This is a genomic window from Niallia sp. FSL W8-0635, assembly GCF_038007965.1.
Classification (GTDB): Bacteria; Bacillota; Bacilli; order Bacillales; family Cytobacillaceae; genus Niallia.
Map to the genome: position 1 here is coordinate 3,726,771 of NZ_JBBOYD010000001.1, position 15,539 is coordinate 3,742,309.

Consider the following 15,539-nt stretch of genomic DNA (forward strand, 5'->3'; position numbering starts at 1 on the left):
TGCTTTCTCTCTGTTTTTTTCAAATAGAATAGCTTGAAGCACTATAGTTCCCGTTCTCCAAGCTATTGACCATAAGACTAATTTTTTTATCGACGACTAACTTACACTTTTAAAAACTTGCGAATACTCATTACAGAACCCCAAATTCCAATTACTGCTCCCATTAGAAGAAGTAATCCACCAACTTGGTATACAAATGGAGTGAAATCTAAAATTTTAATATAGCTTCCTGCTAGCTTCGCAACTAAAAATTGATGCGCATAATAATAAACTGCACTAACCGCAGCTATCGGTATAATGGATCCAACTATGCCAAGCCACATACCTTCTAAGAAAAACGGCCAGCGGATAAACCAATTCGTTGCACCTACTAAACGCATGATTTCAATTTCTTTTCTTCTTGCAACAATTGTAATTTTAATGGTATTGGAAATAAGGAACATCGCTGTAAATAGTAATCCAATAATTAGCACAATCCCAACATTTCTACTCATATCAATTGCACTAAACAGTTTTTCAACTGTCCCTTGTCCATACCTAACCTTTGCAGCATGTTCAAATTTCTCGATCTTTTTAACTACTTCCAGTGTATCTTGTGGATCCTTCGTCTTTACAACAAAGACATCATTTAACGGATTATCCTGTTCAAAGAGTTTAAAGGCATCTCCATCTTCCCCAAGACTACTTATTAGGTTATCTAATTCTTCTCCTTTAGGAGAAAAATTCACAGTTCCCACTTCTGGTAAAGCCTTAATCTCTTCTTCTAGTGCTTTCTGTTCTTCATCAGTTGCCGCTACATCAATATGCACTCTAATTTCAACATTTTCTTCAATGGAAGTCGCTACATGATTTAAATTCATCATAATAACGAAAAATACACCAACAAGGATTAATGTGATGGTTACTGCACTGACAGAGGCAAATGTCATCCAACCGTTACGAAGAAGGCTTTTAAAACTTTCTTTTGTATGTCTAGCTACTGTTCTAGCCTTCATATCCGTATTCACCTCTCGTTTCATCACGCACAATTCTTCCGCCCTCAATGGCAATAACACGATGCTTAATCGTATTTACAATTTCACGATTATGTGTTGCCATTACAATTGTAGTACCTCTATTATTAATCGTTTCAAAGATATTCATGATTTCCCATGACGTCTCAGGGTCTAAATTCCCTGTTGGTTCATCCGCAATCACTAGTTTAGGGGAATTGACAATCGAACGTGCAAGCGAAACACGCTGTTGCTCTCCACCAGATAATTCGGTTGGAAGCATCTTTGCTTTATGCTTTAGTCCAACTAATTCTAATGTCTCCAGCACTTTCTTCTTTATATATTTAGGGTTTTCTTCAATAACCTCTAATGCAAAGGCAACATTTTCAAATACAGTTAACGTAGGAAGAAGCTTGAAATCCTGAAAGACAACTCCCATATTTCTTCTTAACAATGGAACCTTTTTATCTTTTAATTTTTCTAAATTAATACCGTTAATTCGAATACTTCCTTGTGTAGGTTTTTCCTCACGATACATCATTTTAATAAATGTTGATTTACCTGCACCACTTGGTCCTACCACATAAACAAATTCACCTTGATTAATCCTAACATTTATCCCATTAGCGGCTATTACACCGTTAGCGTACTTCTTCATTACATTCTTCATTTCTATCATCTATTATCACACCTGAATTATTTTTTGTATGGATTATGGAAAAGCGAAGAAATTACATTTGAGTTTTAAAACATAAACGAATCACAGAAGAGTATTATGGAAGTGATTTGGTTCATGAATTTATCCTCTGGCAATAAGTTTATTTTTCCCTAACCTATTCTTTCTATTTTTCCATATGATTCAAAAACCAAAATTCGACAACTTTCAACCGACTAAAAGTGACAATCTGAACTATTCTCAGGCTGTCCCCTTACTTACTTAAGCTATTATATCATCATAATACGGCAAATTAATGTAAAAAATTATTACATTTTCTTTTCAAACATAACATAAAGTACTATTGATTTCATCATATGCCAACAATTCCTATTATTATAGTACTACAAATCGACCTAATTCCCCTTATTTTTCGTAATTTTTTTCGATAAATAGTATTATATGCCTAAAAAACAAAAATATTATTGGAATTATTTACATAAAAGCAAACCGTTTTTAGCCTGACACAAAAAATTCACAAATTTACAAGCTTCTCTATAGAGAAAATTCGACAAAATCCTTCTAAAAGATTTCATATTAAAAAAGAGAATATCGACATTTAGTATGAATCCATTTTAAAAAATAGATGACTCAACACTAAAAAGATACTCTCTAAAAAAATCCTGTTTATTTAAAACCTCGTCCTAACACCTCTGAAGCATCCGTTACCACAACAAATGCCGCTTCATCGATAGACTTTACTAATTGCTTTAATTTCATAAATTGTGATTGATCTACGACACACATCAGAATCGGTCTTTCTGAATCTGTATAACCACCATGCGCAGTTAACTTCGTTACACCACGATCAATTTTATTTAAAATTCCTTCTCGTACTTCATCTTGTTTATCTGTAATAATTAAAGTCATCTTCGAGCTACCAAATCCTATTTGCACAAGATCAATGGTTTTGCTAGTCACAAATAATGCAATCAAGGCATATAAACCTTGTTCAATACTAAATACGATAGAAGCAGTAATAACGATAACCCCATCAATTAATGCCACACATTTCCCTAACGAAATTCCCGTGTATTTGTTAATGATTTGTGCAGCTAAATCCGTTCCTCCTGTTGATGCTTTCCCTCTAAATACAATACCAATTCCTAAACCAATACCAATTCCGCCATAAAGAGCGGCTAATAATGGTTCATTTGTCCATGGCTCCAATCCTCTTGATAGGTAAACAACAAATGGCAAAAACACAGTGCCTACAAGCGTTTTTGCTCCAAAGTTTTTCCCTAATAATAGGACTCCTAATATAAATAATGGAATATTAAATGCCCATTGGACATATGCTGGCTCCCACTGAAACATCGCCTTTGTAATCGTGCTTATTCCACTAACTCCGCCAGATGCAATATTATTAGGTAATAAAAACAAATTAAAGGATAAAGCGACAATTGCCGACCCTATTAGCACGTATATATACTCGCGCATTTTCATTCTTCGACACCCCTATTTTCTTGTCAATTTCTGTCACATTTTTTTGGCGTTCTTTATTCGACAATCTTTTTTATTATATAGAAATCGCAAAGAGTATTATCAAAAAAATGACATCATTTTCATATTCAGCAATTTTTTTATAGAAAAAATACAGTCTAAATAGAGGGATTGTTTCTCATTCCCTCTATTTATTAATATTCCATAATCGTTCCATAAAAAAATGAAGTGATTCTTCTCAAGCAGTGAGTATATCACCTAATATTTGAAGTGTAAATAGTGACAAATTAGCGTGGTAAAGTGATGAAAAGCAATTTTTGACCTCGCAAAAATTGCGAGGTCTTTTTAAGCTTATAAAATGAAAATCCAAAAGAGGATAGCAAGTCCGAATCGATAATAGGCAAAGGGAGCTAGCTTAATTTTATTAATTAACTGTAAGAAAAACCTAATAGCTATTAATGCAACGATAAAAGCCGTGAAAAAGCCAGTCAAGAAAAGAGGAAGATCTTCTAGAGATAAATAGTTCCAGCTTTCCAATAAGTCCTTTCCTGTCGCAGCGGCCATAATGGGAATCGCCATAATAAAAGTAAACTCAGATGCTGTTTTGTGATTCATGCCAGCAAGCAATCCCCCAGATAAAGTGGCACCAGAACGGGAAAATCCTGGAACTAACGCAAAGCATTGAAACATTCCTACTGCCAAAGCTTGTCTATAAGTAACCTGATCTAACGTTTCTGCTGTTGTTTTTTTTGGCTTCCATTTCTCGGCCGCAAGCATCAATAGTCCACCAATGATAAGCGTAATCACAACTGTACCTGAACGAAAAAGAACTTCCTTTATAAAATCATAAAATAGAACGCCACCTATTCCAAATGGAATAATTCCAATGGCAATATGAAAAATGCTTAATGTTCCTACATCTTCATCCTTTTGCCATTTCTTTATCCCAATAATACTTAAGATTCTTCTCCAAAACACAAAAACAACCGCAAGAATACTGCCTAATTGAATAATAATTTCAAAGGTTTTTGCTTTTTCACCGGTAAATTCAAGTAAATGCGCTACTAAAATAAGATGACCCGTTGAGGAAACTGGAGCAAACTCCGTTAATCCTTCTACTATTCCTAATATAATTGCAATGATTATCTCCATAAAGTACCTCCTTTTAGAAAGATTCTTGTTAGAAAATTTATCCCTTTCCCCTTTCCACGTTTTCCTTTTTGGGAATCACTCTTTAACCCCAACATCCAAAACGCCTGTCCTTTTAAAATATATTATGAAGAAGAGATTATAGACCGAACATTTTTCAAAAAAAATAGCCACCACTAAGTGATGACTACATCTATTCATTAAGCATTATTAATCTTGGAACGAAGATAAGCATTAACAAAGATATCAAGGTCACCATCCATTACGGATTGTGTGTTTCCTACCTCTGTATTAGTTCGATGATCCTTTACCATGGAATATGGATGGAAAACGTATGAACGGATTTGGCTTCCCCAACCAATTTCCTTTTGCTCACCACGGATTTCTGCAAGCTTTTCTTCTTGTTCTTCAATTTTACGTTGGTATAATTTCGCTTTTAACATTTTCATTGCTGTTTCTCTGTTTTTAATTTGAGAGCGCTCTGTTTGACAGGAAACAACAACACCTGTTGGTATATGTGTAATACGAACGGCAGAGTCGGTTGTATTAATATGCTGACCACCCGCTCCACTTGCACGATACGTATCAATTTTCAAGTCTTCTGTGCGCACTTCGATTTCAATTTCATCATTAAACTCAGGCATTACATCGCAAGAAACGAAACTTGTATGTCTGCGGCCAGAGGAATCAAATGGGGAAATACGAACTAAACGATGAACCCCTTTTTCTGCTTTTAAGTATCCGTATGCGTTATGTCCTTTAATCGCTAACGTTACACTCTTAATTCCAGCTTCGTCGCCTGGTAAATAGTCCAAGGTCTCCACTTTAAATCCTTTTTTCTCCGCATATCTAGTGTACATACGCAAAAGCATGCTGCCCCAGTCTTGAGACTCTGTCCCACCTGCACCTGGATGAAGTTCCAAGATAGCATTATTTTTATCATATGGTCCACTTAATAATAAATTTAATTCAAACTGGCTTAAGCTACCAACTAATTCTGTAAGCTCTTCTTCCAACTCTGCGCGAAGCTCCGCATCATCTTCTTCTTTTACCAGTTCATACGTCAACTCAAGATTTTCAAATGTTTCCACTAATTTATAGAACTCATGCACCTGATCCTTTAATGCATTGCTTTCTGAAATGACTGTTTGTGCTGCCTGCTGATCATTCCAGAAATCAGGATGAAGCATGTCATCTTCTAACATAGCAATACGTGCCTCTTTATTTTCTAAGTCAAAGAGACCCCCTAAAGTTTTCTAGTGTTACATTTATCTTCTCTAACTCATTACGAATATCTGCTAATTCCATTAATGTCACCCTTTATATAAATTATAGTTCTAAGTAGTTTTCTACTTCCTTTATGTATTATATGGCTTTTTGAAAAAAAATGCATGTTTTCCTGTTAATTTAATGGTGAAGAGTAGAATTAGCTTACTTGCGACTTCCTCACTCTTACTTGCAACTTCCTCTCTCTTACTTGCGACTTCCCCTCTTTTACTTGCGACTCCCTCCTTTGCTTGCGACTTCCTCCCCCTTACTTGCGACTTCCTCACTCTTACTTGCAACTTCCTCCCTCTTACTTGCGACTTCCCCTCTTTTACTTGCGACTCCCTCCTTTGCTTGCAACTTCCTCTCTCTTACTTGCAACTTCCTCTCTCTTACTTGCAACTTCCTCTCTCTTACTTGCAACTTTCTCGCTCTTACTTGCGACTTCTCCACCCTTACTTGCTACTTCTCCACCCTTACTTGCGACTTTTCCTCTTTTACTTGCACCCCCCACACTCTTCCCCACGCCCCCCCCACACTCCAACTTCCCTCCCCACCATCAACCTCCTCCAACCCCCAATCACACCAAACAAAAAAAGCCCACCTCTTCCCAAAAGGAAAAGATAGACTCCTCACTATCATTTATTAAAGATTTGCTCCATGGCAATTTTTATATTTCTTTCCGCTTCCACAGAAGCATGGTGCATTACGACCGATGTCTAGTTGTTTCACTGCTGGTTTTTTCTTTGGTTTCTTATCTCCGCCTTCTTCTTTCGGGTTTACTGCTTGGCCTTTTGCCACTTCTTCCCTTTCCAGATTGTTGCGGATTTCTGCTTTCATGATATATTTTGCGACATCTTCTTCAATGGCAATAACCATTGCTTCAAACATAGCAAAGCCTTCTGATTGATATTCACGAAGCGGATCGATTTGTCCATATGCACGAAGGTGAATCCCTTGGCGTAATTGATCCATTTGGTCAATATGGTCAATCCACTTGCTGTCTACTGCACGAAGCACGATAACTTTTTCAAATTCGCGCATTTGCTCAGGAGAAAGCTTCTCTTCTTTTTCATCATAGCTTTGTAGTACTTTCGCAAAAATGAATTCAATAATTTCATCGCTTTCTTTTCCACGAAGCTCACTTGCTTCTACATCGCCTTCATTAAGAAGATTTCCATTTACATAATCCACAATTGCTTGAAGATTCCAGCTCTCTCTATCCCCGTTTTCTGGAGTATGTACTTGGACATTTCTCTCTAATGATGCTTTAATCATTTTTTCTACAATAGAACGCAGATTTTCAGAAGTTAATACTTCATTACGTTGTGAGTAAATAATCTCACGTTGCTGTCGAAGAACATCATCATATTGTAGTAATTGCTTACGTGAATCAAAGTTATTTCCTTCTACACGTTTTTGCGCAGATTCTACAGCACGAGATACCATCTTACTTTGAATAGGCTGGGAATCATCCATTCCTAGTCGTGACATCATATTTTTCATATTATCAGAGCCGAAGCGGCGCATTAATTCATCTTCCATGGATAGATAGAATTGTGTTACCCCTGGATCGCCTTGACGACCAGAACGTCCACGAAGCTGATTATCAATACGTCTACTTTCATGACGTTCTGTACCAATAACTGCTAAACCGCCTAATTCTTTTACACCTTCGCCAAGTTTAATATCTGTACCACGACCAGCCATGTTAGTTGCAATTGTAACGGAGCCTTTTTCACCGGCCGTTGCAATAATTTCTGCTTCTCTTTCATGGTTTTTCGCGTTCAAGATATTATGGGGAATCCCTTTTTTCGATAAATACTTCGAAATGATTTCAGATGTTTCTATTGCAACTGTCCCAACAAGTACTGGTTGTCCCTTTTTATGACGCTCTGCAATATCTTCTCCTACTGCTCTGAATTTCCCGTCCATAGAAGCATAGATTAAATCAGGGCGGTCATCACGAACGATATCACGGTTTGTCGGAATAACAACAACGTTCATATTATAAATGTTGCGGAACTCTTCTTCTTCCGTTTTCGCCGTACCAGTCATCCCTGCAAGTTTTTCATACATACGGAAATAGTTTTGGAATGTGATAGTTGCAAGGGTCATGCTTTCATTTTGAATTTCTAAGCTTTCTTTTGCTTCAATTGCTTGATGCAAGCCATCGCTATAGCGGCGGCCTTTCATTAGGCGGCCTGTAAATTGGTCAACAATGACAATCTCGCCATCTTGAACGACATAATCTACATCCTTATGCATGCTAGCATGGGCTTTTAATGCCTGGGTAATATGATGGTTAATTGCAACATTAGAAACGTCAAATAGGTTTTCAATTTGGAAAACACGCTCTGCTTTTGACATTCCTTCTTCTGTTAATTGAACACCTTTTGTTTTTTCATCATACGTGTAATCTTTTTCTGGTTTTAAGCTGCTTACAAATATATTAGCACGAACATACAACTGTGTTGATTTTTGGGCAGAACCAGAAATGATAAGTGGTGTACGTGCTTCATCAATTAAAATGGAGTCCACTTCATCGATTACTGCATAATACAATGGTTTTTGTACCTTTTGCTCGTTATAAAGAACCATGTTATCACGCAAATAATCAAAACCAAATTCATTATTTGTTCCATATGTTATATCTGCATTATAGGCAGCTTGCTTGTCTTCTCTGGATAGACCGTTTAAATTAAGACCTACTGTTAGTCCTAGGAAATTATATAATTGCCCCATCTCAGCAGCATCACGTGTAGCAAGATATTCATTGACTGTAATAACGTGAACACCTTTACCTGATAATGCATTTAGATACACAGGCATTGTTGCAGTTAACGTTTTACCTTCCCCTGTTTTCATCTCGGAAATATTACCGTCATGCAGGGATGCTCCCCCCATTAGCTGTACTGGATATGGATATAGTCCAAGTACACGTTTTGCCGCTTCACGAACGACTGCAAAAGCTTCTACTAATAAGTCGTCTAATGTTTCCCCTTTTTGGAAACGCGCTTTGAATTCTTCTGTTTTTGCTTTTAATTGATCGTCTGACAGTGCTGCTGTTTCGTCTGCAAGCAATTCCACCTTATCAGCAATTTTAGCTAATTTCTTAATATCGCGTTTGTTTTGATCAAATACTTTATTTAAAATTCCAAGCATTAAAAAACGCTCCTTTTTCTATTATAATGAGAAATCACAGTAGATACTGGGAAGACTATCTCTTTTTCATTAAAAAAAGATGAAAAAGAATTGTCTTCTTTGTTAACTTTTACAGGATTCCATCCATCAAAATCATTTTTAAGACCAGTTTATCTTTGAACGTATACACACACTAAAGTGTATACTCTATATTATAGAAGAAAAATGATTGCTAAATACCCATTTCCCCTTAAATTTAAACTAGTATCATCTATACATCTTACCATTTCCATAATAGCGTGACAACTTATACCTAGTTAGAACCAGCCATTCTGCCAAATTCCGCAAAAAAACTCCCTATATTTAATAGGAAGTTTCGTTCGTTTTATTATCCTGATTTGATGAATATGCTTTTTTGGTCGTAACTACTTAGTAATATAACTTTAACTACATATAAAAATCTCGTGAAACTAGCTTTGTTTATTCAATTTTCATTGCTTTTTCCTGTGCTTCTACACAAAGTGCTGCAGCAGTAAACGCATGTTCCTGGGTCATCGCATTTTCTGTTCCATTCAAGCAATCTAAAATAAATGCTCCGAAGAACGGGTAGCCTACTTTTCCTGATAATTGAAAATGCTTCTCTCCTTCTCCATTCACTAAATACAAATGGTTTCCTTCGTTGCTACGAGCAATATCAATGTATTTACGAACTTCAATATACCCTTCTGTTCCTAGAATCGTAACACGTCCATCTCCCCAAGTACCTAGTCCATCTGGCGTAAACCAATCGACACGGAAATAGAAGGTAGCACCATTATCAGCAACCAATGTCGCATCTCCATAATCCTGAAATTCTGGGTATTGCTTAAAATTATAGTTAGCAACCTTACTATGAAGTACTTTTGCACTCTTAGCATTAGCATAATGTAAAAATTGCTCAATTTGGTGACTTCCGATATCTGTAAGAATCCCGCCATATTGCTCTGGGTCAAAAAACCAGTCAGGTCTACTTGCCGCATTGGCACGATGAGGCCCTGTTCCCATCACGGAAATCACTCGGCCAATCGCGCCTTCTTCAATTAATTGACCAGCAAAAACGGCGCTTTCCACATGCAATCTTTCACTGTAATAAATGCCCCATTTAAGACCAGTCTCTTCCACCTTTTGTTTTGCTTGTTCAATTTGCTCTAGCGTTGTAAAAGCAGGCTTATCAACAAAATAGTGCTTTCCAGCATCTAATACACGTAATCCTAACGGTCCACGCTGTACTGGGATATTGGCACTTGCCACAAGATTAATTGTTGAATCTTGGAGAATTTCTTCTTCCGATGCTGCTACACTTGCTTCTGGATATGCTTCTATAAATTTCTGTACTTTTTCAGGATATAGTGATAGGTAAGCCTTTGAATTTATCGCTAGCTTTTCCCCCACTTCACACCGTGCATGAGACTTTCACCTCACACGGCGTTCCATCGAAAAATTCCAAAATGAATCATAGACTGATGAAAATTTATGTATAAGCCGTTAACTTCAACTCTGTCTATTCCCCTAAGTTAATTAGGTAGAATTCAGAACTACAGTATAAGAAATTAGCTTTTTCAATAGTGCATATATAAGTCCTATTCAAACGTCTATTCAATCAGCTTTTGAATTTTTCGACTAGAGCCTATCCCTCCACCATTTATTATCATGGTTTCATAGGTACTGTGACTCCACTCTCTCGAAAGGTAAATCAGTTTTAATAGACTAAAGTAAATCTTTTATATACTGAACTGCTTCTTCGGTTGGTTAATACCTCCACATCCTTCGATTTCCACGTTCCGATTTCTCTATCCTTCCATATATCCTTAGGTTTCTCCTATGGTCCTGTATGCTTGAACTTGCCTGTAACAAGCTATGGGCTTTCATAACGCCAGATTTTTACTTACCCACACATACGAATGGCGACTTGCCTGCCATCTACTGCATTTCTACAGCCTTTATGTCTAGAACCGTACATTCGGAGATTCGTCAGTGTATTGCTACACATTCTAACCATAGATACTTTATGGACTCCCGGCATATAGGATACACCATCTACCGCTAGACAGCTTTCGTGTTGATTATAAGGAAGTAAACGCTTCCCTTATCAGCTTACGGTATCTCTCTGCCGACTTCACCGAGCTTCATACCATTCTATTTAACCCTAGAATCAGCATGTCGGAGTATCAGAGTAGGCGTTTCAGAGTGTTACCTCCTCATTCCACCTATCGAGAAATCAGTTCTTTTAGGGGTAAGAAGAAGTCCCTAAAGTCTAACCTTTTCCGTTAGAAACGTGTCACACCTGGGTCATAAACGGCAACTAAACTTCCTCCTGCTTCTACCAAACCATTACACATTCCATAAATATGACCATGATCCAACCCAATCGCAGCAAATCGAAATTCCCCTTCTGCAACTACTTTGCTTACTTTCCCTTTTGGTGCATAATTCATACCATCATTTTTATTCATTTTGCTCTCCTCCTACAAATTTACTCGTATTTTCCACCTACCGTAATGTCATTGTCTTCAAAGTTTTCAATCACTGTTTTCTTTTCATAAAAATGGATAGCATTCTTTTGTGTGCCTTCTCTTGTATAAAATAAGTTATCTTTCGTTAATGGAAGTTTAATTGTTTTACCTGTGCTTGCAGATTCATAGATGGCGGAAATTAATTCTAGTGTTTGTCTTCCTTGTTTTCCATCGATTAAAATTGGAGTTCCGTTTTCCAATGCAGTTAGGACATCATCAATTTGACCAGTATGTCCCTCATACTGTACCTCATCTAGTTCATCATAATATTGTTGAATTTGCGCTTCCAATTCTCCATCCTCTTCCGGGAATCCATTTCCCTTCGATTTAGAAGCCTTGACCTTCCATGGCACGGATACTCTAGCATTTTTCCCTTGAAAAATTAATTGCTGCTCTTCCCCGTGATGAATAACAGAGCTTGTTATTTGGGCAAGACTACCATCGTCATAACGGCAAATAGCAACGGAAATATCTTCTACCTCTGCATTATCATGAGAAGCATTACTCATTACTGCCGTTACTTCGGATGGCATCCCGTTCATCCATTTAAAAATATCAATGTGATGAACAGCATGGTTTAACGTACAGCCGCCACCTTCTTTTTCCCAAGTGCCACGCCACCATAAATCATAGTAGCTATGCCCACGCCACCAGAAGGAATCAACCTGTGTATGGACAATTGGCCCCATAAGTTTCGTATCAAGTACACTTTTTAGCTTCATCATTGGTGTGCGAAAACGATTTTGTGAAATGACAGATAACATTTTATTATTTCTTTCAGCAGCTGCATTCATTGCATCACATTCCTCTAGTGAAGATGCCATCGGTTTTTCAACCAACACATTCTTACCAGAATCCAGAAAATTAATAGTTATTTCTGAATGGGTATAAGGCGGTGTACAAACGGATACTAAATCAATATCCTCACGATTAAGCATTTTTGTATGGTCATCATAAATGGTAGCATCAAGGTTAAATTCTTTCGCCTTCTTTTCTGCCTTCTCCGGATAAATATCACATAATGCAACAATCTGACAGCGATCAGGAAATTGTAAATATGCTTCCATATGAGCGGATGAAATTGCTCCTGCACCGATAATAGCAACTTTTAACACAAAATCCTCTCCTTTATATATACTTCTCGGCATATACCGATAGTTTGTAACCTCTCTTATTAAAAAGGACTTAATATTTTCCCAAATGGAATTGATTCATAAATGTTACGACGACCTTATTATTCATTTTCATTTAGCCCCAGCATAGTTCTCTGTTTTCACTTTCGTTCTACACAAAGAATCCCAGATTCCCCAGAGATACATTATTCCTAAAGCCCGATCATAAAGCCCATATCCTGGTCTACATTTTTCATCCCAAATATGTCTTCCATGATCTGGTCGTAAATAGCCTGTATACTGAGCGTTATATAGCGCTTCCATAATACCGTGAATATCGACTGACCCATCCGTCGTTCGGTGGGAGGTTTCAATAAAATCTCCATTTTCATATCGTTTTACATTACGGATATGTGCAAATGGAATTCGATCCGAAAATTTTCTTATGATTTCAGAAATATTATTATCTGGATTTACTCCTAATGATCCACTACATAATGTTAAACCATTGGAAGGACTCTCAACTAAACCTAGCAACCTTTTTATATTTATTTCATTCGTAATAATTCTAGGTAATCCAAATACAGAAAACGGTGGGTCATCTGGATGTATAGCCATTTTAATCCCATTTTTTTCAGCAACTGGAACAACACGCTCTAAAAAGTACTGTAGATGATCCCATAAGTCTTCTTCGGTTACATCCTTATACTGATCAAACAGTTTTGTTAAATACACCAGTCTTTCTGGTTCCCATCCTGGCATCGTAAAATCACTATTAAGGGAAATCGTCTGAACTAGTTCCTTTGGATCTATGTCTGCTATTTTGCTATTTTCAAAGAATAATGCAGTAGAACCATCCTCGAGTTCTTTTGACAAGTTGGTTCGTACCCAATCAAATACTGGCATGAAATTATAACAGATTACCTTCACACCAACGGTTGCTAAGTTTTCAATTGTTTTAATGTAATTATCGATATACTTTTCTCTTGATGGAAGTCCTAATTTAATATCTTCATGAATATTTACACTCTCTACTACATCAATATGAAATCCCTGACTTTCTACTTGTTGCTTCGCTTCGTTTATTTTTTCAATTGTCCACACTTCTCCTGCTGGAATATCGTGAAGTGCCCAAACAATTCCTTCGACTCCTGGTATCTGTTTAACATGTTCTAAGGAAATAGAATCATTACCTACTCCAAACCATCGAAATACCATTTTCACTTCGCATCATCCTTCACCAATAAAGTAAACTGCATATTATTAGAATATTCACCTTCTCTGCCCTTAATGTATCCTTTAAATCCTGTACTCGTACGCTGTTTTCTGCAATCGAACTAATCTTCCTAAAATTCCGTCCGTACATAAAACGAAGGTAAGTCTATTTTTTACCTAGCCTTCTTTGAGTGAAACTAGAAATCCATAAGCTTACAAACGCAAATAATAGTAATGGGAACATTAATGTTAGTGCTAACGAGTTAAGCATTGGCTGTGGTTGTGATCCTGCTCCTTGAAGAACACTAAATACCATAACACCTAATGTTTGGGTCTTCGGTCCAGAAATTAATAGGATAATCGTAAATGTACTAAACATTCGAATGAAAATATTAATCGCTGAAGCTGTTAACCCTGGTACTAATTGTGGGATGACAACTCTACTAAATAATTTAAATTTAGTTGCCCCCAACGACTCAGCAGCCCATTCTAATCTCGGATCAAGTGATTCCATAAATGGAAGTAAAATGAATACAGAAAACGGAATACCTACAATTAAATTAACTAAGATTAACCCAGGGATTGTTTCCGCTAATCCAGTAGAATAAAAAATGGAAGCTACTGGTATTGCATAAACAAGTTCTGGTAAAGTAAATGGCATTTGAAAGAAACTAATCAAGCCCTCTTTAAAAGGAAATGACTTACGCCCTAATACATATGCAGTCGGAATACTTAATAGTAAGGATATTACCGTTGCAGTCACCACAATTTGTAATGTTATTTTATAAAAATGACCTATATCATATGCCTGCCAAGCTTGAATAAACCAATCGACCGTATATCCAGCTGGAAGAAACGTACCGTACCATTCTGTCCCGAACGCACTTAGTAACACAGCAATTGTCATGCCAACAATAGCGATAATAAATACAATAATTAAAAGCCAGGTTAGAAATTTATAAAGTAGTTTTAGAAATCCAGCCACTTTACTATTCTTAGGTACACTTGCTTCAGCCGGATTACTTATACTACTCTTCATGGTATTTGTATTTTCCACAATTCTCACTAGTTCTCACCTCTTTGTTATTTAAATGTACTTGCTGATCCTGTAAATCCTCGTTTACGTAAGGCAAATACAATGCCAAGGATTACTAATTGAGTAAGCGCCATTACTACTGCAACGGTATTTGCCATACTATAATTAAAGTTTCGCATTGCCTCTTCGAATGCTACTACCGCAAATGTTCGTGTTGCTGATGCAGGGTTACCCACAATAACTGCAGAAGTATATACGCCAATCTGCATAATAATATTTAAAGCAAACACTCTTAGTACTCCACCGCGAATAAGTGGATAAAATACTCTTCTGAATGTCACCCATTCACTTGCTCCAAGGGATCTAGAAGCCTTTTCTAAATTAGGATCAATGGAATCCATCATCCCGATGAAGTTCGTAGCCAGAAACGCAACACCAAGAATAACACAGGCAATAAATGCACCCGTATAGTTATAGACAAGTCTGATTGGCTCTTCTATAAGACCAATTTGCATGAGAATCGTGTTAAACCAACCTGTTGGCTTAAAAAATGAAATAATCGCCATATCAATAATTAAGGATCCTAATGTAAGTGGGAAAATAATTAATCCGGCAATAATTCCTTTTCCTTTCATCTTTCCTCTTATATAATACGTAATCGCAAATGCAATAAACAACTCTAGGAATGCTGCTGGAATTACTAAAGCAAGTGTTCGAAAAATGGTTTCATAATAAGCTGGATTTGTAAAAAATTCAATATAGTTACCGAGTGTGAAATTCGATGTTCCATTTTCCTGGAACGTCATCATGACACCTCTTATTAATGGGTAAACAAATATCAGAAGAACTGGGAGTAAACTCGGGAGAAGCATTAAATAATCACTTTTTTTGGGTTCAGCTTGATGATTCATTTTC

Annotated in this window: 13 protein-coding genes and 1 pseudogene; all 14 read right to left on the reverse strand. The window is 36.8% G+C overall.

Annotated features, from left to right (window positions below; all coding sequences use genetic code 11):
- Nucleotides 1-101: 101 nt before the first annotated feature.
- Nucleotides 102-995 carry a permease-like cell division protein FtsX gene (ftsX, locus tag NYE52_RS17975; protein ID WP_341194312.1) on the reverse strand — a complete coding sequence of 298 codons (894 nt, stop codon included), beginning with the start codon at nt 993-995 and terminating at the stop codon, nt 102-104.
- Nucleotides 985-1,671, reverse strand: a complete 687-nt coding sequence (gene ftsE, locus NYE52_RS17980) for a cell division ATP-binding protein FtsE (protein WP_341194313.1) — start codon at nt 1,669-1,671, stop codon at nt 985-987. Before ftsE ends, ftsX begins: the two co-directional genes overlap by 11 nt.
- A 663-nt stretch (nt 1,672-2,334) precedes the next feature.
- Complete coding sequence (locus NYE52_RS17985; RefSeq protein WP_341194314.1) at nt 2,335-3,153, reverse strand: YitT family protein; 819 nt, start codon at nt 3,151-3,153, stop codon at nt 2,335-2,337.
- Nucleotides 3,154-3,501: 348 nt separating this feature from the next.
- Nucleotides 3,502-4,302 (reverse strand): undecaprenyl-diphosphate phosphatase, encoded by an 801-nt coding sequence (gene bacA / locus NYE52_RS17990; protein WP_341194315.1) that lies wholly within the window; start codon nt 4,300-4,302, stop codon nt 3,502-3,504.
- 197 nt (nt 4,303-4,499) lie between these two features.
- Nucleotides 4,500-5,607, reverse strand: a protein-coding gene (gene prfB, locus NYE52_RS17995; protein ID WP_341194316.1) for a peptide chain release factor 2 whose coding sequence is annotated in 2 segments (ribosomal slippage) — nt 4,500-5,534 and nt 5,536-5,607 — 1,107 coding nt in all. Because the reading frame shifts where the segments join, the coding sequence is not laid out codon by codon here.
- Nucleotides 5,608-5,657: 50 nt separating this feature from the next.
- Entirely contained in the window at nt 5,658-5,864 is a 207-nt protein-coding gene (locus NYE52_RS18000; protein WP_341194317.1) for a hypothetical protein, read from the reverse strand.
- 32 nt (nt 5,865-5,896) lie between these two features.
- Nucleotides 5,897-6,091, reverse strand: a complete 195-nt coding sequence (locus tag NYE52_RS18005) for a hypothetical protein (RefSeq protein ID WP_341194318.1) — start codon at nt 6,089-6,091, stop codon at nt 5,897-5,899.
- Between the two features lie 119 nt (nt 6,092-6,210).
- Complete coding sequence (secA, locus tag NYE52_RS18010) at nt 6,211-8,730, reverse strand: preprotein translocase subunit SecA (RefSeq protein WP_341194319.1); 2,520 nt, start codon at nt 8,728-8,730, stop codon at nt 6,211-6,213.
- Between the two features lie 459 nt (nt 8,731-9,189).
- A complete protein-coding gene (locus NYE52_RS18015) occupies nt 9,190-10,140 on the reverse strand; it encodes a Gfo/Idh/MocA family protein (RefSeq protein WP_341194320.1) in 951 nt (316 codons plus the stop codon).
- 893 nt (nt 10,141-11,033) lie between these two features.
- Nucleotides 11,034-11,201, reverse strand: a pseudogene (locus tag NYE52_RS18020) (Gfo/Idh/MocA family protein); the annotation flags it as partial.
- A 20-nt stretch (nt 11,202-11,221) separates the two neighbouring features.
- Entirely contained in the window at nt 11,222-12,376 is a 1,155-nt protein-coding gene (locus NYE52_RS18025) for a Gfo/Idh/MocA family protein (protein WP_341194321.1), read from the reverse strand.
- 129 nt (nt 12,377-12,505) lie between these two features.
- Nucleotides 12,506-13,597 carry a mannonate dehydratase gene (uxuA, locus tag NYE52_RS18030; RefSeq protein WP_341194322.1) on the reverse strand — a complete coding sequence of 364 codons (1,092 nt, stop codon included), beginning with the start codon at nt 13,595-13,597 and terminating at the stop codon, nt 12,506-12,508.
- A 157-nt stretch (nt 13,598-13,754) separates the two neighbouring features.
- Nucleotides 13,755-14,654, reverse strand: coding sequence for an ABC transporter permease (locus NYE52_RS18035; protein ID WP_341194323.1), 900 nt, complete (start codon nt 14,652-14,654; stop codon nt 13,755-13,757).
- A gap of 17 nt (nt 14,655-14,671) precedes the next feature.
- Complete coding sequence (locus NYE52_RS18040) at nt 14,672-15,535, reverse strand: ABC transporter permease (protein ID WP_341194324.1); 864 nt, start codon at nt 15,533-15,535, stop codon at nt 14,672-14,674.
- Nucleotides 15,536-15,539 lie beyond the last annotated feature (4 nt).